This is a genomic window from Roseovarius lutimaris (genome assembly GCF_900115165.1).
GTDB lineage: Bacteria > Pseudomonadota > Alphaproteobacteria > Rhodobacterales > Rhodobacteraceae > Roseovarius > Roseovarius lutimaris.
Genome location: NZ_FOVP01000002.1, coordinates 268,535 through 292,292 on the forward strand (window position 1 = coordinate 268,535; position 23,758 = coordinate 292,292).

Annotated in this window: 21 protein-coding genes and 1 pseudogene; 5 read left to right on the forward strand and 17 right to left on the reverse strand. The window is 56.3% G+C overall.

Annotated features, from left to right (window positions below; translation table 11 throughout):
• Positions 1-198: 198 nt before the first annotated feature.
• The 12 genes from BMZ91_RS02875 to BMZ91_RS02925 form a co-directional block, all read right to left on the reverse strand.
• Positions 199-1,104, reverse strand: a complete 906-nt coding sequence (locus BMZ91_RS02875; RefSeq protein ID WP_143076286.1) for a hypothetical protein — start codon at positions 1,102-1,104, stop codon at positions 199-201.
• 58 nt (positions 1,105-1,162) lie between these two features.
• Positions 1,163-2,236 (reverse strand): hypothetical protein, encoded by a 1,074-nt coding sequence (locus BMZ91_RS02880; RefSeq protein WP_092834078.1) that lies wholly within the window; start codon positions 2,234-2,236, stop codon positions 1,163-1,165.
• The gene (locus BMZ91_RS02885; protein ID WP_092834079.1) at positions 2,233-4,446 is read right to left on the reverse strand and encodes a glycosyltransferase family protein; all 2,214 of its coding nucleotides are present in this window, start codon (positions 4,444-4,446) and stop codon (positions 2,233-2,235) included. Before BMZ91_RS02885 ends, BMZ91_RS02880 begins: the two co-directional genes overlap by 4 nt.
• Before the next feature lie 205 nt (positions 4,447-4,651).
• Positions 4,652-5,404: a sulfotransferase family 2 domain-containing protein gene (locus tag BMZ91_RS02890; RefSeq protein ID WP_092834081.1), complete on the reverse strand. Its 753-nt coding sequence runs from the start codon at positions 5,402-5,404 to the stop codon at positions 4,652-4,654.
• On the reverse strand, positions 5,401-6,183 hold the full coding sequence (locus BMZ91_RS02895; protein ID WP_281243329.1) for a CatB-related O-acetyltransferase: 783 nt from the start codon (positions 6,181-6,183) through the stop codon (positions 5,401-5,403). Before BMZ91_RS02895 ends, BMZ91_RS02890 begins: the two co-directional genes overlap by 4 nt.
• A 211-nt stretch (positions 6,184-6,394) precedes the next feature.
• The gene (locus BMZ91_RS21925) at positions 6,395-6,523 is read right to left on the reverse strand and encodes a hypothetical protein (protein ID WP_281243330.1); all 129 of its coding nucleotides are present in this window, start codon (positions 6,521-6,523) and stop codon (positions 6,395-6,397) included.
• 244 nt (positions 6,524-6,767) lie between these two features.
• Positions 6,768-7,943: a class I SAM-dependent methyltransferase gene (locus BMZ91_RS02900; RefSeq protein WP_092834083.1), complete on the reverse strand. Its 1,176-nt coding sequence runs from the start codon at positions 7,941-7,943 to the stop codon at positions 6,768-6,770.
• A gap of 454 nt (positions 7,944-8,397) precedes the next feature.
• Complete coding sequence (ubiV, locus tag BMZ91_RS02905; protein ID WP_245736188.1) at positions 8,398-9,309, reverse strand: ubiquinone anaerobic biosynthesis protein UbiV; 912 nt, start codon at positions 9,307-9,309, stop codon at positions 8,398-8,400.
• Positions 9,310-9,314: 5 nt separating this feature from the next.
• Entirely contained in the window at positions 9,315-10,313 is a 999-nt protein-coding gene (ubiU, locus tag BMZ91_RS02910; RefSeq protein ID WP_092834087.1) for a ubiquinone anaerobic biosynthesis protein UbiU, read from the reverse strand.
• Entirely contained in the window at positions 10,310-10,795 is a 486-nt protein-coding gene (ubiT, locus tag BMZ91_RS02915; protein ID WP_092834089.1) for a ubiquinone anaerobic biosynthesis accessory factor UbiT, read from the reverse strand. Before ubiT ends, ubiU begins: the two co-directional genes overlap by 4 nt.
• Positions 10,792-11,280 (reverse strand): hemerythrin domain-containing protein, encoded by a 489-nt coding sequence (locus tag BMZ91_RS02920; protein WP_092834091.1) that lies wholly within the window; start codon positions 11,278-11,280, stop codon positions 10,792-10,794. Before BMZ91_RS02920 ends, ubiT begins: the two co-directional genes overlap by 4 nt.
• 61 nt (positions 11,281-11,341) lie before the next feature.
• On the reverse strand, positions 11,342-11,875 hold the full coding sequence (locus BMZ91_RS02925) for a DUF2478 domain-containing protein (RefSeq protein WP_092834093.1): 534 nt from the start codon (positions 11,873-11,875) through the stop codon (positions 11,342-11,344).
• A gap of 150 nt (positions 11,876-12,025) precedes the next feature.
• Here BMZ91_RS02925 and BMZ91_RS02930 point away from each other — a divergent pair, with 150 nt between their 5' ends.
• Both BMZ91_RS02930 and BMZ91_RS21025 read left to right on the forward strand, forming a co-directional pair.
• Positions 12,026-12,439: an RrF2 family transcriptional regulator gene (locus tag BMZ91_RS02930; protein WP_092834161.1), complete on the forward strand. Its 414-nt coding sequence runs from the start codon at positions 12,026-12,028 to the stop codon at positions 12,437-12,439.
• Between the two features lie 134 nt (positions 12,440-12,573).
• Positions 12,574-12,798 (forward strand): hypothetical protein, encoded by a 225-nt coding sequence (locus BMZ91_RS21025; protein ID WP_143076287.1) that lies wholly within the window; start codon positions 12,574-12,576, stop codon positions 12,796-12,798.
• Here the strand turns inward: BMZ91_RS21025 and BMZ91_RS02935 are convergent.
• From BMZ91_RS02935 to BMZ91_RS02950, 4 genes are all read right to left on the reverse strand, one after another.
• Complete coding sequence (locus tag BMZ91_RS02935; protein ID WP_092834095.1) at positions 12,795-14,393, reverse strand: phosphoenolpyruvate carboxykinase; 1,599 nt, start codon at positions 14,391-14,393, stop codon at positions 12,795-12,797. The genes BMZ91_RS21025 and BMZ91_RS02935 overlap by 4 nt on opposite strands.
• A 267-nt stretch (positions 14,394-14,660) precedes the next feature.
• On the reverse strand, positions 14,661-15,656 hold the full coding sequence (locus BMZ91_RS02940) for an NAD(P)H-quinone oxidoreductase (protein ID WP_092834097.1): 996 nt from the start codon (positions 15,654-15,656) through the stop codon (positions 14,661-14,663).
• Between the two features lie 15 nt (positions 15,657-15,671).
• The gene (gene sucD / locus BMZ91_RS02945) at positions 15,672-16,550 is read right to left on the reverse strand and encodes a succinate--CoA ligase subunit alpha (protein ID WP_092834099.1); all 879 of its coding nucleotides are present in this window, start codon (positions 16,548-16,550) and stop codon (positions 15,672-15,674) included.
• Positions 16,550-17,716, reverse strand: coding sequence for a succinate--CoA ligase subunit beta (locus BMZ91_RS02950; protein WP_092834101.1), 1,167 nt, complete (start codon positions 17,714-17,716; stop codon positions 16,550-16,552). Before BMZ91_RS02950 ends, sucD begins: the two co-directional genes overlap by 1 nt.
• Before the next feature lie 121 nt (positions 17,717-17,837).
• On the opposite strand from BMZ91_RS02950, the gene BMZ91_RS02955 reads away from it, so the two are divergent.
• From BMZ91_RS02955 to fdhF, 3 genes are all read left to right on the forward strand, one after another.
• Positions 17,838-18,719 carry a LysR family transcriptional regulator gene (locus BMZ91_RS02955; RefSeq protein ID WP_092834103.1) on the forward strand — a complete coding sequence of 294 codons (882 nt, stop codon included), beginning with the start codon at positions 17,838-17,840 and terminating at the stop codon, positions 18,717-18,719.
• 94 nt (positions 18,720-18,813) lie between these two features.
• The gene (locus tag BMZ91_RS02960; RefSeq protein ID WP_092834163.1) at positions 18,814-20,511 is read left to right on the forward strand and encodes an NAD(P)H-dependent oxidoreductase subunit E; all 1,698 of its coding nucleotides are present in this window, start codon (positions 18,814-18,816) and stop codon (positions 20,509-20,511) included.
• A 14-nt stretch (positions 20,512-20,525) separates the two neighbouring features.
• The gene (gene fdhF / locus BMZ91_RS02965; RefSeq protein ID WP_092834105.1) at positions 20,526-23,294 is read left to right on the forward strand and encodes a formate dehydrogenase subunit alpha; all 2,769 of its coding nucleotides are present in this window, start codon (positions 20,526-20,528) and stop codon (positions 23,292-23,294) included.
• Positions 23,295-23,388: 94 nt separating this feature from the next.
• Here fdhF and BMZ91_RS02970 read toward each other — a convergent pair.
• Positions 23,389-23,758 (reverse strand): annotated as a pseudogene (locus tag BMZ91_RS02970) (succinate--CoA ligase subunit alpha); the annotation flags it as partial.

The window sequence follows — 23,758 nt, forward strand, 5'->3', positions numbered from 1 at the left end:
ATGCGCCTGTGTAAGGTGCGGTTACCCGTCGCCTTCGAACGGAAAGTGGCCTAAGCGAGCACTTGGGGCGGCACAAAAGCAGGGCAGGTCCATCCACCCTCGCTTACGCACTTTGGGCAGCAACCACAGACGTTTCAGCATTTGGTCAGCCCGCAGAGATCCTAAATTTATCCGATTTTTGGGCGTGCGGTCAGGTGTTTAGACAGGTTGCTCTGAGCCGTAATAGAAAGTTTTGGAATATTTCGTGTAAGAGTAAAGTTTGCTTAGTTTATCGCCCGAAACAGATGAGAACACATCAGCAACTTCCTTTGAAAACTGTTTTGCACCGCTGATGTTTTCACGCTTGAAATCGGCAATCTCGCAAACATGATTTTTATTCAACCATTGCGCTAGAGAGTTAGGCATTTCTTCGTATCGTACGATGACATAATCGGCATTTGGACTTGTTGTAGTCCAAACCCCGCGGTCCTCTTTCATATCTTTGATATAAATACCCAAGGCTGTTTCGAAATGCTTTTCGAACCAATTGGCAGGTCGCAAAAACAGCCTTAACAAGCGTGTCGTCCCAGGGTTGTCCTCAAATATAGTGTCCTTAAAGACTGCGGGGTCGTTTTCGACTTCTGCCAGATATGCATCTATCCCGCCCGCTTTTTCAAGAAGACTACAAGATTCGTCCAAAACGCATTTCAGGCCATTCGTCACAATCTCTGCATCGGTCTGACACGGTAACGATTTCGTTTTGCATAGGCTTTTAAAACTCGGCAAATACCCTTCGACATCCTGAACTACGCCTGAGCGCGCCCATTCTACCGGATTACGTGCAAGGGATATCACCACTAGCCGTTCATCGCCAAAAAGTTTCGCACGGATGAGGTTGACGCGACGGGTGATCCTTATATTTTCTATAAATTGTCCGAGTTGGTGCTTAAAGAAATATAGCGGAACATTCGCCCCGGTTATTGTCGGGACGATCGCCGCCAGCGCCTTTTCTCCCAGAAAGTGGCACTGCACAGCACTAATATCTTGAAGTTCGTTAAGGGTTGAAACAATTGACGTGCTCGCAACCTTTCCCATTTGATAGACTACGATATATCTGCGTGTCATAATTTTGATCATCCTCTTCGCACTGTCTCGATGCCCTCTGGGTCGCATATCATCGGCTTTACACTGGCTCAAATCCCTCTTTCTGCGGGTATTTCATCAGGTCAGTATTTTTTTGAACCCAGTCCAATAGGCTGTCGGGGCCGGTTGTGTACGGGGCGGGAAACGCTATGCGCAGGTCCTTACGGTCGCGATAGAGTTCCCGTACGGATTTCGGTATGGTTTCGCCGCTGTCGAAGGTGCCGTAGTGCCACCACCCTGTTGGGATGGCGGGGTCGGTGGCCGCGATGACCTGCTGGCGATACCACCACCAGAGTTCATAGATCTCGATGTTGCCGCGGGCATAACGCGCGGTCATGCAGTCGCCCACCGGACCGAGCTTTGTAAAGTGGTAGAATCTGAGCGGCACGCCGTTGATAAGCGCAGAACCCACGTTATTATAGCACATAGTACGGTTGCTAAGGTTCCAGCTTGCCACGTTGTAGCCCGGATCGCGCAGCGTCTTGACGCCATCAAAAAAGCAAGGCACCAGATTGCACCATTTTTGATCGACAAAGAGGCCGATATCGAGCCGATCATAGCACCAGTCGGTCAACCGGTCGTCCCACCACTGTGCAAAGCGTCGACCTTCAGTATCGTTTGAGATGGCTGCGAAGCCCAGGTTGTAGATGCCATAATCGAGTGACGTGATTTCGTTGTCACGGATCGCGTGCGGTTGGTCCTTGGGATCGGGATCGATTTGGTGCGGTGTTAGCACGATGGAATTGCTATCGAGCATATCGCTCACCGGCGTCATCGGGTTAAACACCGCAATGTCGGGGTCAAAATAAAACAACTTCTCGCAATCTGGCTCTTGAAGGATACGGACACAGGCGCGACCCTTGACCGCGGTGCAGGCCTCGACGACATCATGGCTGAACAGCCAGCGACCGGTCTCTGTGCCATAGAGGTCTTCGACGTTGAGGATGCGGTCGTAGTTCTCCTGCGTCAGATCGAATCGGAAACCCTCGGGGGCCTTGTCAGTCATCACTAACCAGATTACCCAGCCGGGATGCTGGGCTCGCAGGGTGCTCGCGAGAACACGAGCACGGTTCAGGTAGCTGTAGGAACAGCTGGTGAACGCATGAACAGTCATTGCTCATCTCCAGGTTCGGCGTCGATCGCATCATGCACCATACGACTGAGGTGATGCTTCACACGGCTCTGACGACGTTCGGTACGTAACTTTCGGACTATCTGATCGTTTCTACCATCGGTGAAGAAAGTCTCGAGGTCGTCGACGTCGCGGAGCACCACTCCGCGACCGAATGATACAACGGAGGCTGCCACATTACCCGAAACCTCGTTTGTAATCACGTAAGCGCCGCCAGCGTATGCTTCATACGTCGAAAGTGAGAAGGTTTCCGGCCAAGACGCCCAATGTAGCACCAGATCTACACGGTTGCGTACAACAGCGTCGATCATGGCGTCTGGTGCTTCTGCTGTGACATGTACCCGTTCGTGCTCGATTCCCGGCGTTTGGATATCTGCTGCGCCAAGGAACAGAAAACGGAAGCGCTCGGTATGCCGTAGCGCGCGGAAAAGATTCTCGAAGACGTTCCAACCTTTATGTGGGAGGGGTGTGCCAAGGAAGGCGATCGTGACAATGTGATCCTCTCTTGGCAGTCGGACAACCCGCTTGCGCCATTCCAGTTTCATATGCGGGCGGATCTCCACAGAGGCAGCTCTGAGCCCAGAGCGCGCCACCCACGTTTCGGCGGTCCCTCGCGAGGGCGACAGCAATCGGACCTGCACCCGCTTGAAGAACGTGGCCATTCGATCCGTATGGGTGCGCCTTTCCTCACCAAACCGGCAAAGTCGGCAGGCGTTGGACACAATCGGTGGTGCGCCACAAAATGACACGCCATTGCGTTGCAAGGTGTAGCTCGGGCAGAGTGTGAAGAAATCGTGGAGCCAAAGCCAGCATTCGTTACGACCAGTTGCCAGAATGAGATCGGCCAGCCGCTCTGGCAGGTGACCCAGCATGTGGTGAATAACCACATGCACATCGTTATACTCTGTGGCAACGGTGCCGACAGTTCCAATCAGATCAGAGATATGGCACTCACCGATTGACCGCCCATCGAGCAACAGGGACATTACTGGGTCACTTTCCTCAGTCTCATGAGCCAGACGGGGCAGGGTCTGCCAAGGGTGTAGGTTTAGATACAGGCAGCCGTTGGCCGCCGAAAGTGTCTCTTCACGATGCTCGCACAGCTGAACTCCGCCGCTGACCTTGCGGTAGTTGTCATGTCCAACCGACAAGATCAGTGTGTGCCTGTCTGCGTACTGCACATCAGAGAGTATATCGATCAGATCCGCAGTGTTGAGTAACCTTTGAGGGAGGCGGTTTGATCGCCATCTCTTAACCTCTTCCTCAAGCGGTACCGTATTGCGGAGACGCTCAGCCTGGTATCCACCAGGATGTCTTGCAAGCCGCCCTTCCGCCCGTCCGGTCGTCACATAATGCAAGAAAGGGTTAATTTTCAGACTTGCGATATCCGGGTTCAAGTCCAGATAAAATTGCGTCGAGAATTCTGGACACGGGTCACGCCGCTCTTTCCAGCCAACGGCGCAGTAGTGCGCGACAGGGTCGATCTCGGCTTGCGCCAGATCTGGATTGTGTGAAACATAGAATTCCGTATCGAAATATGGTCTTATCTCTGCTACCGCATCCAATCCGGTCGTATCGTCACTCGCTTCTTCCACGTTGCCCGAAGGCCTCGTAATCCGGCCCTCCTGCCGTCCGGCAACGATGTAGTGCCAGAACGGGTTAACACCGGATTGCGAGATGTCCGCATGGTCCCTAAGGTATTGAATGGTCGAGAAATACGGTGAGGGATCGCGCCCTTCCCGCCATCCGTAATGCATGAAATGGTGGAGTGGATCCACACCTGCCTCGGCAATGTCTCCATATGTCTTTAGATAAAACTCCGCGTCGAAATGCGGCTCTACATCATCAGCCTCTCTCGCTATGCGCTCTGCAATGGCTATATCGAGCGAACTCTCGGCTACCTCGGGCTTGACTGCTTGGCTTTCTTCTTCCTCTCGAAAACTCACGAAGTGGACTAAAGGATTTACTTCACGCTCGCGGATTTCAGGGTGTTCGTCCAAGTAAGAGCTTATCGAGAATTCAGAGCTCGGATCACGCAGCTCACGCCAACCATATTCGCAAAAATGAAGCAGTGCATCAACTCCAGCCTCTCGCACATCTTCGTTGCATTCCAGGTAGTATTCAGCATCAAAGTAATCACGAATCTTTTCGGCCTCAGCCTCTAGGCTCGCCGTCTTTCCTTCCAGAGTCATGGCAACACTCCTTCTGAAGTCATCGTAACAGTCGCGGGTTTTGCCTCATCAAAAAAGGAAAGTTGAAAAAGCTTGTTCCGTTCCATCCTAACCTCCTGGAAAGCGCATTAATCAAATGCTTGGCGACGACGCGATCGGCTTCAAAGATGCCTTCAAAAACGCGCGTATCGTCTTTATTGGAGACTGTTTCGCTGCAAAGCAGCCCCTAATCCGGAAACACCTCGGCCATCAATTCTATATCTTTTGCGACAAAATTCTTTAATTTTCCAGCAGTTTCATCGCACTCTAGCCGTGCCAGCAGCTTGGGCCAGCGCGCCTCACCCACAGCATGATCACCAGTATTGTGAAAGACTTGCGCCACTTTTATTCGCTTGCCCAGACGCGCTGCGATATCGACCTCTAGTGCCGTGAGACCGGTACTGGCATAAATTCGGTCCAATTTTGCTACACCAGCGCGTGCCTGCATCAATACCTCTGCCAGAGTAAGTCCAGCCAGTTCCTGATGACCGCGCATCTTGCGGGTGGCAAAATAGGAACAATAGAAATTGTCATAGTGATCGCATATGAATCTCTTCCAGTTGGCATCACCACCAAAGAAATACTCATCCGCCGACACTTCAAGGATCCGCCGCTTGCCAAAATTCTCAGGAAGCTGCAATTGTTTCTGGCTTAGCCCTTGAGCCTCGTTAAATAGATAAAGGTAAAAGGAGGCAATTCGTTCACGCGGGTCGCGTAGCACCGAAAAGACAAAGCGGTCTTGTGGCAGTTTTTCCAGTTCAACCCAGTCAATATGCCCTGAATAGAGTCTGAACCCGCCTGGCATCTGCGACCCGTTCGGAGCTTGAGTATGGGTGCGCACTGGGCTGACATGTTCAGGCCCGCCCACCGCACCAACCAGAGCTTGATGGATGGTCTGCCCAGCAGTCTTGGGGATGTGTAGAAAGACGACTTTTGTCATATGCCGCCCTCAGAAAGATTCACGACGGTGGGTTGGAAGTTTGGCTCCTGTTCATGCATGGCCAGAACACCCATAATGAATTGATGGGGTTTCGATGGTTGCAAATGCTCCAGTTGCCAAGGTGCATAGCGCCACCATTCACACCGCAACATCGGCGAGATTAGAGTCGGCGGAAGTCGGAATTTCTTTATAACTGCCGGGTTCCCTGCCACCATCGCATAGGGAGGCACATCGTGAGCAACTACCGCATGCGCGGCCACAATCGCCCCGTCACCAATCGTTACACCCGCTTTGATCAACGCCCCATGGCCAACCCAGACGTCATTGCCGATCTTGGTGATATTCACTTTCGTGGGCGGCCCCTCATTGGAGAAGCGGTACCTGTGATACTGCTCGGCTCCCTCGAACCCGTCGTCTAGGTCGAACAGGCGGTCATGTAGATAAAACGCCGGGCTGGTTGAGGCCCAAGTCAGAGGGTGATCCTGCCGTCCAATCTGTACATTCTCACCGAAAGAGCAATAGCGTCCAATGCGTGCCGCAAAACAATATCCTGACACTTGATATGAGAATGCTCCTAGATGGATCGAATGCTCGTACTCGGTCCACTTTAGGCTTGAGGGGGCCTCAAGCCGTGTATCGGCAGGAAGGCTGACAGACCGAGATCCGCTGCGGTTCAGCACCTCAATACCCTTACTGCGCAATTGACTTATTGAAACCACAATTTTACTCATCGCCAGCCTTTTGCGTATTTCTGGGATGGGTTCTTGGTACTTTGCCATACTTCGTCGCACTAATGCCAACGGTATTGTCAAATAATTGCCGCCTGCAACCGCAACGGTTCAATCCCCTACGCATCCCCTTGAATAACTTGTGGGCCTGTGGCCTCATTTTCACTTTAACATCGATTCTCTCAAAAACTCTCTAGGTTACAATAGAACTTGATCTGATCCCCGTAAACTGGACCAGTTTAGCTTAGAGTCCGATTCGAAACTATGTGCGATATTTCATGAGCTTGCGAGGATAGCCGACGATGAAGCTGTCGTGGACGCAAGGGACCGGTCGATTTTCATCGACCGCCGCCGTCAGCATATTTTTCGCGATCCGAGCGTCCACATTCATCAACCGAATTCCTTGGTGGTTGAGTAGCGTTCCCCGCAACTGGCGTGTCTTAACCGCCCGGGTTTTACCGTAGACTGCCTGGTTCTTCTCAAGCGACTTTATCGAATACGTTCATGTTCGCAAAAAATGCCTCCTCTGCCTCCGTTGGGGGGGATTGCCTGAGAACATACTCCAGTAGTCCCGGTGTTGTGGGTATGGTCGTTAATACAGAACTGAAGGATTCCGCGCCTCGCCCGAGCGACGCTTAGCTGGCCGTATGGAGCAAGTCGGCCGGAGGCGCATAGTATTCGATCGATGCGCCCGTATCGCATTTGACACGAAATTTCACGATGCTTTCCGGGCGCAACAGATCGGCTGGCAGGCGAACCGACCACGATTTAGGCTCATTTTCGAAACCGGGGAAATGCTTTGCAAAATCCGTATTGCGATAGGGATGAAATTCAGCCTGCCCAAACCTCACATTGTCGATGTAAACGTCAACCGCCACGATTTCGTGACCGACGTTCATGTCCACGACCCATCCGAAAATTTGGAACTCCCGGCCCGAATTCACCGAAATCCATTGGGGTGCCCGCCCCCCAGTGGGAGGTCGTTTCAGGTCGAGCGGTGTGAACGCCACCGGATCACGCAATGAAATCGCATACACATCCTGATTCAAATATAATCCGCGCCTGAAAACATGTATATTCGCCTTCGGGGAAATGAATTCGGCAATCATCCTCCGCATGAATTCGTCGGTCACCGTCGTCAGCCCGTATATGTCGGTCGACAGCGAACTGCTTTCCGAGCGGAGTTCATATACAATACCGCGTTCCTCAATGCCATCAATGTTTCGCGTGCCTGTAACCGTCTCCGCCTCGCGGGCAGTAACGACAAGAACGCCATCCTTCTCGAGCAATGAGCCGAGCTTTGCCAACCATTTTCCGAAAATATCCTCGGGCAGATGGGTGAACAGCGACATCGCGGTTATCAGATCGAACTTTCTGTCGCATTCGAACTTGTCCGGATGTTCGACAGACTGAATGGTGTTGACCTTGAGATAGGATTCCTGGAACGACATCGCGTCAGAATAGATGTCAGACACCCAGACCCGGTCTGCCGGAATGGACTGGATCATGAATCTTGTCGCGCGCCCGTGCCCGCTGGCGAACTCGAGAACAGATCCAATCTGGTGTGGGCCGCCAAAGTAATGCTGATAGAACTGTTCCATTACGTCATGCGTGCGACGACCGGATTCTATATACTTGAAATAGGCGAAGTCGACCGGATGCTTCACTGCTATCGCCTTGTGGAACATCTCATCTTGGTCTGCGATTTTTCCATGAAAGTTTTCAGGAGAAATTCCGAGGGATGTCAGGTAATCCTCGACGCATCGTCTAGAGTGTGTCGAAATTTGAAGGTTTGTTATCAGTCCGTTCATGTAGCAACCTCGCTCACCAAATACGGGAAGGTAAAACTACCATAGCGAAAAATCTGCCTAGAAAAATTTTTTCTACCTCAGCCTTGCATCTCCGCAATTATGTACAAAAGGTTTAGCTGTCAAAGTCTTTTTCTCTTATAAAATTCTGAATTATGAGTCGGCTCCGAGATTCGGATGCCGACGTAAGCTGCGATTTGCAGTGGTAAATCCCCATTTTCAACGGGGTCCAGCCGTAGAATTCGTGCGGCTGTTTTCAGTTTCTTGGCGGGGGGCATTTCGCCGATGGCCTGTTGGGGCGTTCGTTGTTGTAAGTCCATAGCCATTTGGTGCGTCAACCCAAAGGGCTCCGGTTTCGGCTGGGTGAAAGGTCAGGGGCAAGTCAGAGCCTCTGGAAACCCGGAACGGTTCATAGAGGCAGAACCGTTTATCGCTTCGGACGGATGACAATATGCGATCAGCCGGACGCGGCCATAGCGATGCGTCGATAGCCAGCCTGTCCGTAATAGAACCCATTACTGAACGCCACATCGCCGCAAATGTCGTGGAGTGCCTGCTCAGCGTCCGTAATGTTCGAAGTGCAGTCCAGCGCATCACGAAAAGTGCGTGCGACAGCCACCATATCGACGGCTTGCGGCATCAGGCGCAGATGCGTCACGCCAACGGATGCAAGCTTGGGCATTTCTGGCAACAGATCGACATAGCTTTGCGATTGGGTCTGAATACCGTTGACCCGCAGAATTGGCCGCTCATCTGTTGTGCAAAGAGGCATGCCATCGGCGTCGTCTTCGCACACGAACTGGCAGTTATCCTTGGTACGCCCGTGCGCGCGCGCGTGGTAACAACGTGCCGAGACAGCCAATGACGCCCGCCCGAAGACCTGCACCTCCACACCAAGCCCCAGATCGCGGGCGGCCTTGGTGGCCACGGCAATCGCCTCGGCAGGTAATTCGGTGGGCAGGCAGATGTGACTGGCCCCTTGGCGGGCCATCCATGCAATCGTTGCCTCGTTATAGGCGTTCATGAATGGCCCAATGCGGTGGGGACGGTCACCTCGGACATAAAGACCCGCAGCGTTGTTAATTTCAATCTCGGGCGCGTCCATCGCGGCCAGATCAGCAGTCGCCTTGCGCTCGCGTTTCAGCATCACTTCGGCCAGCGATGACAGGATCACCGTCTTGCCAGCCCTTTCCAGCCGCGCAATCGTGTCTGGCAGGTCAGCCTCGTGAAACGGCGCGCGCTTGGAACAGATGACTTCGCCCAGATAAACCTCATCCACAGGGGTTTCATCCGCGATACGCGCGTAGAAATCGCGCCGCTTTTCAGCAGACCAGTGATAGGCAATCGGGCCTAGTGTGAGTTTTGTCATCTCTGTTACCGCCATTTCTTGGTCTCGAACGCGCCTTGGGTCTGCTTTTGCCCCTCGGTCAGTGCCACGAGGTCTGCCATATCCGCAGATCGGCCCGCGCGAATATCATCGACCGCGCGGCGAAAGGCGGAAACCACGCCCCGTACATAGGATTTTGACCGCTGCCGCCCCTCGATTTTGAACGCATGGACACCGGCATCGATCAGCTCCGGCAGCAGCCGTGACAGGTTCAGGCTGACGGGTTCTTCAAAGGCGTAATAGGCGTCTGACCGGTGCGGCGCGGTGTAACGCCCCTTGCAGATGGTGGGGTAGCCCGCCTTTTCATCGGGTCCAAAGCAATCAATGGTGAAGCCGGCCAGTTGCGACGACATTGTACCATCGGCATCGCGTTTGTATTCAACATCCGAGGCGGGTGAACAGACGCCATCCATATTGGTTGATTGGCCTGTCAGATAATTGGTCAGGCTGCATCGCCCTTCTACCATCAGACCGTGATTGCCGAAAATGAAGGTCTCGATTTCGCAAGGGATTTCCTTGCGGACCTGCTTGATTTCCGGGATTGTCAGGATGCGCGGCAGCACCACGCGTTTAACGCCAAAATTTTCGCAATAGTACCTGATGGCCTCCGGGCTTGAGGCCGCGGCCTGTACCGACAGATGCAAACGGACCTGCGGATGGGTCTGGGCAATATAATCGGCCACGCCCATATCGGCGACGATGAACGCATCAATCCCCAATCTGGCACCCGTATCCGCCGCCTGCCGCCACAGATCAACCTTGCCCGCAGGCGGGTAGGTGTTCAGCGCCAAAAGCACCTTTGTACCCTTTGCATGAGCATAAATCACCGCCTCTGCCAGTTCATCGGGAGTGAAGTTAAGCCCCGGGAAGTTCCTGGCGTTGGTGGCATCCTGAAACCCGCAATAGACAGCATCGGCACCAGCATCGACCGCTGTGCGCAATGCTGCGGGCGTACCGGCGGGGCAAATCAGTTCGGCGAGGCTCATGGTGCGACGGCTCCGTTCTCTTGGGTGGGATAGTTGCGCCGCAACCGGGCGAGGATCACGCGACCGGGGGCGCCAAACATATCCGCCGTCTCTTCGGCAATAGAGCCGTCCACGTCGTCCAGCGCATTGCGCAATCGCACGACCGCTTCGGTGTCACCCGACACCTCTAGATCGCGCGAGAAAAAGGCAGCGTCGCCGTCCTCTTCTGCATCCATCAGTTCCAGGAGCAGCATGAACTTACCACGGATCAATGCACCGGGGTGCGGCGCGGCATCGCGTGGAACGGCACGGAAGATCAGTGCCTCGGGGTCCGGCCGCAAGTGCAGGGCAAAGGGAAGCTCGATCGGGTCAATCAGGAAATCTGTTGACTGGTGCGGTCCCAACCGTGCAAAAAGCGATGGATGCCGTGCCGCAATACGCCGGACGACGTGCGTTAAGAGTGGTTGGATCAAGGCGCAGGGCAGGCGGGACAGATCGGTCATGCGGCATCCTCAAGGCGCGGGAACAACACCGTGTCTTCAAGGAACATATGCTCGTCCATATCCTCAACCAGTTTGCCAAGCCCTGCGTAAAGCCTGGTCCAGGATCCGCAGGCATATGATGGCAAGCGGAACCCATGCGTAATCGCGGCGATCTTGTTCAGCGTCGCCTCTTGCCCCGAATGATCGTGACGCAACGCGGCGATGGGCCCATCTGCCTTTTCAGGGCGTCCAAAATCCACCGCTGCAAAGACATTCTCTTCTTCTTCGCGCATGTGGACCTCGAGGTTGACGATCAGCGCTTCAAGTGCATGTGTCAGCCCATGCGGCGCATTCGGGTCGTCGGCGTGGACCGTCTCGACCTTGCGGCCCAATGCAATCAATTCCGGCAACTCGCGCCGATGTGTTGCGTGATAGCGCTCTAGTATATGCGCGATCAGCGCGGGTGTCGGCGCATCTTTGCCGGGAAACTCAATGGGTCTGACCATTTGGATGTTCTCCTTTGTCTCAGCCTTTTGGTGATGCGCGCGTTTGTTCTATACGCTCGTGTCAGCCGGTAGCGATGTTGGGCCGTCGCGCGATCGCCGTTTTACACCATGTCAAAATTGCTTTCTCATCTGATGACAGGTTGGTGGCCATGCCATCTGCGAAACGCTCAAAGGCTGCGCGATGCGTGTCAGAGACGCCAAGCAAGACGGGTATCTCGCTGGCCAGTGCATCTCCGATCAGCTGGCGAAAGCCATGGCCTTCGGCTTCGCGCAGACCGAATTTGTTCAGCACGATCAGATCAGCGCCTTCGGCTGCCAGACGCGCAACGGCGATCCCGACGGCGTCTTCCAACGCGCCGGCATCCATCTTGCAAGCAGAAGAGCCGGGACCCAGATCCTGAGTAATGCGCACAATCGGGCCATTCGGCAAAAGCCGAAGCGTATTTTCGCACTGTTTTGATGCATCACTTTGCTCAAAATCGCGCAGAGCACCCAGTACTCTTATCCCCTCACTGCTGAGCCGGGTCACCGCATCGGCCAGCAAACGATCCGCCACGCCGCGCTCTGTCGGGGTAATGCACGCCAGCGGCGTCATGTGTGGCCACCTGCGTTGATATTGGCTTCGCTGATGCCTTTCATAGCAGACACTTTCAGATAGTATTGACCGTGAGTGATGATCCGGTATTTGAAATACCGATTACACCTTTTGAATACGCAATGTAAATACCAAATCAGGACACAGATCTTGCGCCTTACCACTTTCACCGATTTTGGCCTGCGTGTGCTCATGCGCATGGCAGGCGAACCCGACCGCCCCTTCACCACCGCAGAGCTGGCAGAGGAGTTCTGCATCTCGCGCAATCACCTGGCCAAAGTTATCTCGGCACTATCTGCCGGAGGATATCTGAAGACGCGTCGTGGAGGGGGTGGTGGCGCGGAATTGGCACAAAAACCCGACAAGATAAGGCTGGGCGATGTCGTATCCCTGCTTGAGGCAGATCAGGCGTTGGTGGAGTGCTTCTTGGCCAACGGCAACGCTTGCACCCTGACATCTCGCTGCCAGCTTAAGGCGAAGCTGCTGCAGGCCGAAGCTGCCTTCATTGCCGATTTGAACCGCAGTACGTTGGCCGACTGCATCTATTACCCGATCAAGTTTTGACTTTGGACTGTGGCACTCAAGGCGCTGCCTTAGTTCAACGCGGGGCCGCCGACATGATTTTGCATGCCATTGGCCGCTCGATTCTGGTGAATCTGACCGAGGGTCAGGCCTAGGAAGGACGTTCGGCGGCGGGCATGTTCGCCAGCGTAACGGCCGACACGACATTTCTGGCAGACCGCGCCGATGACAACGACACATTGCGCAATGTCTTGAAACCTTGCGGAGCCATCGCCAACATTCGTCCAATTTGCGTCGTTACGGATCTCGTTGCGGACTTATGGGCCGGTGAGCAAACCAAGCAGAACAAACCTGCAAAAGGTCCTGACCGTATTTGGTCAGGACCGATGTCGCGTACCTAGCCGATGATGACCGCCTTCAGATCGTCATCAATGTAGGGCAGGTACTGTTCGAAGTTCTTCGCGAACATATCCACCAGCTTGGCCGCCTGAATGTCATAGTCATCCTGGTTTTCCCAGGTGCGGCGCGGGTCCAGCAGGACCTCGGCAACGCCGGGGGCCTCGACGGGGACGTCGAACCCGAAATTCGGGTCCTTTCGGAATTCGACCTCTGAAAGCGACCCATCCAGAGCCGCCGTCAGCAAGCTGCGCGTGGCCTTGATTGGCATCCGCGAGCCCTTTCCATAAGCGCCGCCGGTCCACCCTGAATTCACCAGCCAGCAGGTCGAGCCATAGCGTGCGATCTTGTCGCGAAGCAGGTTGCCATAGACCTCGGGGCGGCGCGGCATGAACGGCGCACCAAAGCAGGTTGAAAAGACCGTCTGCGGTTCGGTCAGGCCGCGTTCTGTCCCCGCCATCTTGGCCGTGAAGCCGGAAAGGAAGTGATACATCGCCTGTGTCGGTGTCAACCGCGCGATCGGGGGCAGTACGCCAAACGCATCACAGGTCAGCATCACGATATTCTTGGGGTGCCCGGCCATTCCCGTTTCCGAGGCGTTGGGAATGTAATCAAGAGGATAGGCACACCGCATGTTTTGGGTGAGGCTTGAATCTTCGAAATCAAGTTCCCGTGTCTCATCGTCGTAAACCATGTTTTCGATGACCGTGCCAAACATCGAGCAGGTCGCGAAAATCTCGGGTTCCGCCTCGGCACTCAGGTTGATTGTCTTGGCATAGCAACCACCTTCAAAGTTGAAGGTGCCACGATCCGACCAGCCATGTTCGTCATCGCCCAAAAGCGTTCGGTCGGGGTCTGCCGAGAGGGTCGTCTTGCCGGTGCCCGAGAGGCCAAAGAAAATGGCCGCGTCCGTCGGGTTGTCATTTGCGTGGTTGGCCGAGCAGTGCATCGGCATGACGCCTTTTTCGGGCAACAGGTAATTCAGCAGGCCAAAGACCGATTTCTTGTTCTCGCCCGCGTATTCCGTGTTGCCGATCAGGATCAGCTTTTCGTCGAGATTGAGCGCGATCACAGTTTCCGAGTTACAGCCGTGGCGGGATGGGTCAGCCTTGAAGTTGGTGCAGTTGATGATCGTGTATTCAGCAACGAAACTGTTCAGATCCTCGCGCTCGGGCCGACGCAGCATGTGGCGAATGAACAGGCTGTGCCAGGCCAGATCGTTGATTATGCGAACGTTGATGCTGTGCTCCGGGTCGGCGCCTGCGACCAAATCCTGAACGAAATAATCGCCACCAGCCATATGCGCCAGCATGTCCTGGTGCAGCCTGTCAAAGGCCTCTGGGTCCATCGGTGCGTTGTTTTCCCACCAGATTTCATTTTCCGTGCTTTCCGTGCGGACGATAAACTTGTCCGTCGGGGACCGGCCGGTGAATTCGCCGGTTGAAACAAGCAGAGTTCCGCCATTTCCCTGGGCGCCTTCGTTTCTTTTAAGCGCGGCTTCGACGAGGGCGGCTTCTATGAGGTTGTAATAAACATTGCCCAACCCTTTGATCCCCTGGTCTTCAAGTCGGAATCCTGGGTTTACCCGTCCAGTTGTCATGTAGGTCTCCTTTGGTGTCGTACTCTACAACGTCGCAACCGGGTGCAGAGCGTAAATCGTGGCTGCTGTATTTACGATAGGTGTTAGCATGGGCCTTTAGATGCTGAAAGCTAAGATAGGCGTCGTTAGCGCCATCAAATCAACGTTTAGCGTCATCATTGCGAATTTCGGGATTTGCGTTTCGCCCGCCAATGCACACGGTCGGTCATGTCGTGCGTTTCGCATCGCGGCCCAATCGCGCGGCGCGCAAATCGCCTTGGACAGGTTTTAAGGCTGGAGCAGGATTTTTCCATGATGCTTACCGGCTTCCATGATGCGGTGCGCCTCGGCCGCCTGGCCCAGCGGAAGAACCGCGTGGGTTACGCTGCGAAGCGAGCCGCTGGCAAAGATCGGCCATACCTTTTCGCGAAGGTCCTGGGCGACCTCGGCCTTGAAACCGTCCGAGCGTGATCGCAGGGTCGACCCGGTGTAACTGATCCGTTTGAGCATCACCGGCATCAGGTCAATTTCAACCTTGGAACCAAGGTTGAATGCCAGTTGGATGATGCGTGCGTCGTGGCGCGCGGCCTTGATATTGCGGGCAACATAATCGCCGCCGATAATATCGAGGATGATATCGGCGCCGCCCGCCTCGCGACAGATCGGAACGAAATCCTCTTCGTTGAAATTGATGGTTCGTATCGCCCCAAGTGACGTGGCAAACGTCGCGGCCGCGTCTGACTCGACCGTGGTGTAGACGTTGAGGCCCATCGCGGTGCCAAGTTGAATCGCGGTGGAGCCAATCCCGCCAGACCCTCCGTGAACAAGGAAGTTGCCATTTTCAGGAATAGCCTGGCCGAAAAAGACGTTGCTCCAGACGGTGAAAAAAGTCTCAGGCAGGCCGGCGGCATCCATCTCTTCGACACCCTTGGGGATCGGCAGACAATGAGTGGCGGCAACGGCCACATATTCGGCATATCCGCCGCCATTGGTCAGGGCGCAGACCCGGTCGCCGGGCGTCCACTTTGTCTGGTCTGGCCCTGCGGCAACCACTTCGCCCGACACTTCGAGCCCAAGCAGGTCCGACGCGCCCTTGGGAGGCGGGTAATGGCCCCTGCGCTGAACCAGATCAGGGCCATTGACGCCGACAGCCGTGACCTTGATGAGAATTTCGTCGGCCGCAGGTGTTGGCAGGGGGCGGACCCCCTCAACCAGAACCTCGGGCCCGCCGGTGCCATTGGCCTCGATTACTTTCATGGTGTCGGGAAGGTGCGGGAAAGTCATGGTGGAAAAACCCTGTCAGCCAGCGGCCTGTGTGCGCTTCACGGCGGCAACGACGTCATCTGCGTTCTCGGCAATGACTGCACCGGCATCACGCAGGCATGATATCTTATCCTGTGCCGTCCCGCCGCCAAGCACCGAGAGGGTTCCGGCATGGCCCATCTGACGCCCGCGCGGTGCGAACCGCCCGACCACCAGTGCGATGACCGGCTTGCCATAGTCGAGCGATGCAAGATAGGCGGCGGCCTCTTCTTCGTCGCGCCCGCCAATCTCGCCGATCAGCACGACCGCCTCTGTTTCATCGTCGTCGCGGAAGTGTTTGAGGCAATCCACGAAATTGACGCCATGCAAGGTGTCGCCGCCAATGCCGACTGTTGTTGACTGGCCCATTCCGGCCTTGCTGAACTGGGCGACAATCTCGGATGTCAGAGACGCCGAGCGCGACGCGATGCCGATATTGCCGGGCATCGTAAGCCGGGTCGGCATCACGCCGATCTTGCATTGGCCCGGCGTCAGGATGCCTTGCGAATTCGGGCCGATCAAAACGGTTTTTGAAGACTGCAACGCCTTTTTGACGCGGCTCATGTCATGTTGTGGAATACGTTCGGTCACGCAGACAACGACGCCGATACCGGCCTCGATCGCCTCGATCATGGCATCGCCCGCATAGGGGGCCGGAACAATCACCATGCTGGCGTTAGCACCTGTTTCGGCCATCGCCTCCTTGACGGAATTGAACATCGGCAAATCCAGATGCTGGCTGCCGCCTTTTCCCGGCCGGACGCCGCCAACATAGCAGGGGGCGTAACGCGCCGATTGATCGGTGTAGAATGTGCCGGACCGGCCTGTCATGCCCTGAACGATCACACGTGTGTCGGAGTTGACAAATATGGCCATCAGCCTGTCCTCCCGCTGCTTGCAATTTCAACGACGCGGTTGATCGCCCCGGACATTGTGTCGAAGATTTCAACGGGGACTTGCCGGTCGCGAAGGATGTTGATCCCCCATTCGGCATTATGGCCCGAGATATGGGCGACGACCGGTAATTTTCGCGCGGCGCGGGAATAGGCAAAGTTGACACCTTCCGCCACCGTATCGGCCGCCGTCATGCCGCCGCCGTGAATGTTAAGCAGGATGACCTTCACCGTCGGATCGGACAGGAGCAGTTCAACCCCCCTGGCCACGTCAAAGCTGCGCGCCGTTGTTCTGATATCCATGAAATTGGCAGGTTTCCCACCGGCGTCGGTGATCATGTCGTTGGTCGCAAGCCCAAGACCGGCGCCATTGGCAACCACGCCGATATCGCCGGTAAGTTTGACCAGATTGATGTTGCTCTTCTGCGCTTCCGTTTCGCTGGACGACATGCCGAGATCCTCGACCATAGAGTCGAACTCGGGGCGCCTGAAAGAGGCGTTCCTGTCGAGTGCGATCTTGGCGTCAATCGCCATCCATTTGCCATCTGCCGTGCGCACAAAGGGGTTGATTTCAACCAGGGTCAGATCGTTTTCACAAAATGCCTCATGGGCGTTGCAAATGGTTTCAACCGCCTCCGGACCTTCAATGCCGACGCCCTTGAGGAACGCGATCAGCTCATCGCGGGTCTCGGGTTTATCGTCAAACAGATAGGTTTTGACCGCATTTTCATCCATGCGCGCAAGCTGTTCAAACTCAACCCCGCCGGCCGCAGAGGCCAGAAGGATAGGCTGCCCGCTATTGGGGTCAAAGGAAATCGCGATATAATAGTTCTTTGCGATGTCGATTGCGGCCTCGACATAAACCGAATGCACGGTTTCGCCCGCGGCCGCGGTCTGTTCGGTGACCAGTTTTGAATTGAGAAGCGTCCGGGCCTCGTTGGCGACGGCGGAGGGCGTGGCGGCGAATTTGATTCCACCTGCAAGCCCTCGGCCCCCGGCGGCAATCTGTGCCTTGACCACGTATTTGCGCGCCTTGATGTCCTTGCAGAGCTTTTCGGCTTGTTCCGGCGTATGCGCCAAGCGACCCTCGGGAATCAAAACACCGTACTGGCATAGCAGTTCTTTAGACTGGTTCTCTGAGAGCATCATCGCGCCGCTCCTTCCTGGCTGGTTGGTTCTTGGTATACCACAACTATGATTCTGTCAACGCACTGGTCCCTTGTTCGGACGCGGGGTAGGCAGGTAGAAAGCCGGTGAAACGGAGGCCACCTTGATCAGTTTGCGCGACCTTGAGTTTATCGCTTCGCTTGCACGGCGAAAGCATTTTGCGCGGGCCGCAGAAGATTGCGGCGTGTCGCAACCAGCGTTTTCAATGCGGATCAGGAAGTTGGAGGAAAAGCTTGATACGCCAATCGTGAAGCGCGGGAACCGGTTTCAGGGTTTCACAACCGAGGGCGAGGCCCTGGTGCGCCATGCGCGAACGATCGTCGAAGACGTCAAAATTCTGGAGCAGGAGTTTCGGTCGGCGAAGGGCGAGATCACCGGCAAACTCGTGCTTGGGGTCGTGCCGACGGCTGTGATCTTCGTGGCCCGCACGGTCAAAACCCTCAGAACAAAGCACCCCGGTATTAAGGTGAGGCTTCAGACGGCCACCTCCCTCGCCATTCAGCAGGGATTGGAAAACGGGCTTTACGAGGCCGGAATCACCTATGGAGAAGGGGTGTCGCGTGATCTTTTGCGCGTAGAGGACGTATATAAGGAAACCTACCTTTTGCTGGTCCCGACACATCTGGCGCCGCGCCTGAGTGGCGAGGTGACCTGGGCAGAGGCGGCGCAACTGCCGTTGACCTTGCTGGAACCCGGAATGCAGAACCGCCGTACTCTGGACAAGGTGTTTGATGACCTTGGCCTGTTCCCCGAGGTGAGTGTCGAAACCAGCGGGTTTATTGCTGCGATGGTGCTCGCCGCCGAAGGCATGTCGGCCACGGTTGTTCCAAAGCATCTGATCGAAGCCCTTGGCGCGCCCGAGGGAACGGTGGCATTACCCCTGGCTGCACCGGTGCTTGAAAAGAGTGTGAGCATCGTTACGCCGCTGCGCGATCCAAGCTTGCCAACGGTCGAGGCATTGCGGCGCGCCCTGAGGGTCAAGTAGATAAGCTTTGGTTATCGCAATATCAGATTAAAGCGATTGACCTTCAGCCTTGTTGATGTGGTATACCAAGAGCCACGAGGTTGAGGAGAACACCATGTCACCGCTGGACGATCGCATTGGTATCTGGAAGAAAAAGGGAACCGGCAAAAGCCGGAAAACGCCCAAGGGCCGTCAGGTAGACGATTTTGCGGTTCAGGATGTACAATCCCTGCTGGGTGACAGGCCGCGCCGACGTGATCTTCTGATTGAATTTCTCCATTTGATTCAGGATCATTACGGCCATTTGTCCGCCGATCATATCGCGGCACTTGCCGACGAAATGCGCCTTGCCCAGACCGAGGTATACGAGGTCGCGACCTTCTATGCGCATTTCGATGTGGTGCGCGAGGATGAGGTGCCGCCACCGGCTCTGACGATCCGGGTTTGTGATTCGCTCAGCTGTGAAATGGCCGGGGCCGAGCAGCTGCGCAATGCTTTGCAGGACGGTCTTGATCCGTCACAGGTGCGCGTCCTTCGGGCGCCTTGCATGGGGCGCTGCGACACGGCGCCGGTTCTGGAGATCGGCCACAACCACATCGACCATGCGACCCCCGAAAAGGTGCAGACGGCCATCGCCGCCGATGACACCCACGCCCATATCCCCGACTATGAAACCTTCGCGGCCTACCGTGAAAACGGCGGGTACGCCACGCTTGCGTCGCTCCGCGACAGTGGCAACTGGGAAGAGGTGCAGGATAAAATCCTGTCCTCGGGCCTTCGGGGGTTGGGCGGTGCTGGCTTTCCGTCGGGCAAGAAATGGGGCTTTGTTCGCATGAACGGCGGGCCGCGGTATCTGGCGGTCAATGGCGATGAGGGCGAGCCGGGCACCTTCAAGGACCGGTATTATCTTGAACGCACGCCGCATGATTTCCTTGAGGGCATGCTGATAGCGGCCTGGGCTGTCGAGGCCGAGACCTGTTTTATCTACATGCGCGACGAATATCCTGCGGTGCTCCACATTCTGGCAACCGAGATTGCGGAATTGGAAGCGGCCGGCATCGTGGCGTCGGGGTATATCGACCTGCGGCGCGGCGCCGGGGCCTATATCTGCGGTGAGGAATCCGCGATGATCGAATCCATCGAAGGCAAGCGCGGGATGCCACGACATCGCCCGCCCTTTGTGGCCCAGGTCGGCGTCTTCAACCGACCGACGCTGGTGCATAATGTCGAAACACTGCACTGGGTTGCCAAGGTCTGTCGCGATGGCCCCGAGGTTCTCAATTCCGTGGAAAAGAATGGCCGCAAAGGCCTGCGCAGCTATTCGGTCTCGGGGCGAGTCGCCAACCCCGGTGTCTATCTGCTTCCGGCGGGGTCAACCATTCTGGATATCATCGAGGCATCTGGCGGAATGGCTGAGGGCCATGTTTTCAAGGCCTATCAGCCGGGCGGGCCGTCGTCGGGTCTTCTCCCTGCTCATATTGACGACGTCCCGCTCGATTTTGACACACTACAGCCGTTGGGCACCTTCATCGGGTCCGCGGCTGTGGTTGTTCTTTCGGATCAGGACAAGGCCAGGGATGCCGCCCTTAACATGCTGCGGTTCTTTGAGGATGAAAGCTGTGGCCAATGTACGCCGTGCCGCACCGGCTGTGAAAAGGCCGTCAAACTGATGCAGCAAGAGAGTTGGGATACCGACCTTCTTGAGGATTTGTGCCAGGTGATGGGCGATGCCTCGATCTGTGGTCTGGGGCAGGCAGCCCCAAATCCGATCCGGCTGGTGATGAAACATTTTGCCGATGAGATCAAAGGCTGAGAAAGGACAAGGACATGCTTGACGCAAGTGAGGCCAAAACCGTCACCTTCCGCCTGAATGGCAAGGATGTGACCGTGCCCGAAGGCTTGACCATCTGGGAGGCCGCAAACGGGCAAGGTCTGGTTATTCCGCATCTGTGCCACAAGCCGGCAAAAGGCTACCAACCGGATGGAAACTGTCGCGCCTGCATGGTCGAGGTTGAAGGCGAGCGCACGCTGGTGGCCTCGTGCATCCGCCCTGTCGCCGAGGGTATGGCCGTCACGACCGATAGCGAGCGCGCCAGGAAATCGCGTGAATTGGTGATCGAGCTTTTGGCTGCGGATCAGCCCGAGGTAAAGCATGACGCCTCATCGCATTTCTGGGACATGGCCGCGCTGAACGGTGTCTCAGAAAGCCGCTTTCCCAAAGTTGAACCTGATCATGTGCCGCTTCTGGATGCCAGCCATGTGGCGATGCGGGTCAATCTGGATGCCTGTATTCATTGCAACCTTTGTGTCCGGGCCTGCCGCGAGGTGCAGGTCAACGACGTCATTGGCATGGCGGGGCGGGGGCGTGACGCAAAAATCGTGTTCGATCAGGACGACCCGATGGGCGACAGCAGCTGCGTTGCCTGTGGCGAATGCGTTCAGGCCTGTCCGACAGGGGCATTGATGCCGGCGACCGTGCTGGATGAAAACGAGGCCGGCGACAGCAAGGATTACGACCGCGAGGTCGCAAGCGTCTGCCCCTATTGCGGCGTCGGCTGTCAGATCTCGTTCAAGGTCAAGGACGACAAGATCAAATATGTCGAAGGGATCGACGGCCCGGCAAATGAAAACCGTCTCTGCGTCAAGGGGCGGTTCGGGTTTGATTATATCAACCATCCGCATCGTCTGACCAAGCCGTTGATCCGGCGCGAGGATGCGCCCGCCAAGGGGCTGAATGTGGATCCCGGCAATCTGCTGTCGCATTTCCGCGAAGCAAGTTGGGACGAGGCGCTTGATTTTGCCGCGAATGGCATGAAGGGGCGCGGGCGTGAAGTGGCGGGATTTGGCTCTGCGAAATGCTCGAACGAAGAGGCCTATCTTTTCCAAAAGCTGATCCGCCAGGGGTTTGGCCACAACAACGTCGATCACTGCACGCGGCTGTGCCATGCCTCATCTGTTGCCGCACTGATTGAAAACGTCGGCTCGGGCGCTGTGACCGCCACCTTCAACGAGATCGAAAACGCCGATGTGGCCATCGCCATCGGATGTAACCCGATTGAAAACCACCCGGTTGCAGCGACCTATTTCAAACAGTTCACCAAGCGCGGCGGCAAGTTGATCGTGATGGACCCACGCGGCACCGGGCTCAAGCGGTTTGCCAGCCATATGCTTCAGTTCAAGGCAGGCGCCGATGTGTCGATGCTGAATGCGATCATGAATGTGATCGTCGAGGAGGGTCTGTACGACACGCAGTATATCGAGGCCTTTACAGAAAACTGGCCTGCGATGAAGGCGCATCTTAAAGGCTTTGAGCCCGAGAAAATGGCCAAAGTCTGCGGCATTGAGGCCGAGGTTCTGCGCGATGTCGCGCGTACCTTTGCAGGGGCCAAGGCCGGCATGATTTTCTGGGGCATGGGAATTTCCCAGCACATTCACGGCACCGACAATTCGCGCTGCCTGATCTCGCTGGCCCTGATGACCGGACAGGTCGGCCGCCCCGGCGCCGGTTTGCACCCGTTGCGCGGGCAGAACAACGTTCAGGGGGCCTCCGATGCGGGGCTGATTCCGATGTTCCTGCCGGATTATCAGAGCGTGACAGATGACGGCGTGCGCTCGGCCTTTACCGACGTCTGGAAATCGGGCGATTTCTCAAGCGAAAAGGGTCTGACCGTGGTCGAGATCATGGATGCGATCCATGCCGACAAGATCAAAAGCATGTATATTCTGGGGGAAAATCCGGCAATGTCCGACCCGGATGTGGATCATGCAAGGGACGCTCTGGCCAAGCTTGACCATCTGGTTGTGCAGGACATTTTCCTCACAGAAACGGCGAATTATGCCGACGTGATTTTGCCGTCCTCTGCCTGGTATGAAAAGACCGGCACAGTGACCAACACCAACCGTCAGGTGCAGATGGGGCGCGCCGTTGCCCCCCCTCCGGGGGACGCACGGGAGGATTGGTGGATCGAGGTGGAGCTTGCCAAACGGCTGGGGCTTGGCTGGACCTACACCCACCCATCGCAGGTCTTTGCCGAAATGAAGTTGAACATGCACTCGCTGGACAACATCACCTGGGAGCGTCTGCAAGGTGGCGCGGTGACATACCCGTCGCTCAGCCCCGAGGACCCGGGTCAGTCGATTGTCTTTGGTGACGGCTTTCCGCGCCCCGAGGGTCGCGCGCGCTTTACCCCTGCCAATGTGATCCCGCCAGACGAGGTGCCGGATGGCGAATATCCTTTCGTCCTGATCACCGGGCGACAGCTTGAGCATTGGCACACCGGATCAATGACCCGGCGCAGCAAGGTGCTGGATGCGGTCGAGCCAGAGGCGAATTGCTCGCTGCATCCAAAAACCCTGCGCGAGCTGGGCGTTGCTCCGGGCGAGTATCTGCGCCTGAGCACCCGCAGGGGATCGGTGACCGTCATGGCACGGGCCGACCGGGCGGTGGCCGAGAACAATGTGTTCCTGCCGTTTGCCTATGTCGAGGCGGCGGCGAACATTCTGACCAACGCGGCGCTCGACCCCTATGGCAAGATCCCCGAGTTCAAGTTCTCGGCGGTCCGGGTTGAAAAGGCCGAGGCGGCAGCCGCCGAGTAAAGATGGCAATCCGGTAACGAAGCGAGGCCCGGCAAGAGTGTTTGCCGGGACTCGCGTGTTGGTTGTATTTGATATTCAGACGCGCCGAAGGGTCTTACCCGATGGCTTCGAGGACGGCTTCACCGAGGCCTGCGGGGCTTTCGGCGACGATGATGCCGGCGGCTTTCATGGCTTCGATCTTGTCGTCGGCGCCGCCTTTGCCGCCGGCCACGATGGCCCCGGCATGGCCCATGCGGCGGCCCGGCGGGGCGGTGCGCCCGGCGATGAAGCCTGCGGTGGGTTTCCAGCGGCCGCGCTTTTTCTCGTCGGCGAGGAACTGCGCGGCGTCTTCTTCGGCACAGCCGCCGATTTCACCGATCATGATGATGCTCTCGGTCTCGTCATCGGCGAGGAACCATTCCAGCACGTCGATATGCTCGGTGCCCTTGATCGGGTCGCCGCCGATACCAACACAGGTCGATTGG

Excerpts from the sequence above, each read along its gene's own strand:
- BMZ91_RS02925 (WP_092834093.1), bottom strand. The coding sequence starts at position 11,875 with ATGACGCCGCTGGCGTGCATTACCCCGACAGAGCGCGGCGTGGCGGAT.
- BMZ91_RS02940 (WP_092834097.1), bottom strand. The coding sequence starts at position 15,656 with ATGACTTTCCCGCACCTTCCCGACACCATGAAAGTAATCGAGGCCAAT.
- fdhF (WP_092834105.1), top strand. The coding sequence starts at position 20,526 with ATGCTTGACGCAAGTGAGGCCAAAACCGTCACCTTCCGCCTGAATGGC.
- BMZ91_RS02950 (WP_092834101.1), bottom strand. The coding sequence starts at position 17,716 with ATGATGCTCTCAGAGAACCAGTCTAAAGAACTGCTATGCCAGTACGGT.
- BMZ91_RS02890 (WP_092834081.1), bottom strand. The coding sequence starts at position 5,404 with ATGACAAAAGTCGTCTTTCTACACATCCCCAAGACTGCTGGGCAGACC.
- BMZ91_RS02895 (WP_281243329.1), bottom strand. The coding sequence starts at position 6,183 with ATGGCAAAGTACCAAGAACCCATCCCAGAAATACGCAAAAGGCTGGCG.
- ubiV (WP_245736188.1), bottom strand. The coding sequence starts at position 9,309 with ATGACAAAACTCACACTAGGCCCGATTGCCTATCACTGGTCTGCTGAA.
- BMZ91_RS02885 (WP_092834079.1), bottom strand. The coding sequence starts at position 4,446 with ATGACTCTGGAAGGAAAGACGGCGAGCCTAGAGGCTGAGGCCGAAAAG.
- BMZ91_RS02920 (WP_092834091.1), bottom strand. The coding sequence starts at position 11,280 with ATGGTCAGACCCATTGAGTTTCCCGGCAAAGATGCGCCGACACCCGCG.
- BMZ91_RS02935 (WP_092834095.1), bottom strand. The coding sequence starts at position 14,393 with ATGACAACTGGACGGGTAAACCCAGGATTCCGACTTGAAGACCAGGGG.
- BMZ91_RS02880 (WP_092834078.1), bottom strand. The coding sequence starts at position 2,236 with ATGACTGTTCATGCGTTCACCAGCTGTTCCTACAGCTACCTGAACCGT.
- ubiU (WP_092834087.1), bottom strand. The coding sequence starts at position 10,313 with ATGAGCCTCGCCGAACTGATTTGCCCCGCCGGTACGCCCGCAGCATTG.
- ubiT (WP_092834089.1), bottom strand. The coding sequence starts at position 10,795 with ATGACCGATCTGTCCCGCCTGCCCTGCGCCTTGATCCAACCACTCTTA.
- BMZ91_RS02875 (WP_143076286.1), bottom strand. The coding sequence starts at position 1,104 with ATGACACGCAGATATATCGTAGTCTATCAAATGGGAAAGGTTGCGAGC.
- sucD (WP_092834099.1), bottom strand. The coding sequence starts at position 16,550 with ATGGCCATATTTGTCAACTCCGACACACGTGTGATCGTTCAGGGCATG.
- BMZ91_RS21925 (WP_281243330.1), bottom strand. The coding sequence starts at position 6,523 with ATGAATGTGGACGCTCGGATCGCGAAAAATATGCTGACGGCGGCGGTC.
- BMZ91_RS02900 (WP_092834083.1), bottom strand. The coding sequence starts at position 7,943 with ATGAACGGACTGATAACAAACCTTCAAATTTCGACACACTCTAGACGA.
- BMZ91_RS02960 (WP_092834163.1), top strand. The coding sequence starts at position 18,814 with ATGTCACCGCTGGACGATCGCATTGGTATCTGGAAGAAAAAGGGAACC.
- BMZ91_RS21025 (WP_143076287.1), top strand. The coding sequence starts at position 12,574 with ATGTTCGCCAGCGTAACGGCCGACACGACATTTCTGGCAGACCGCGCC.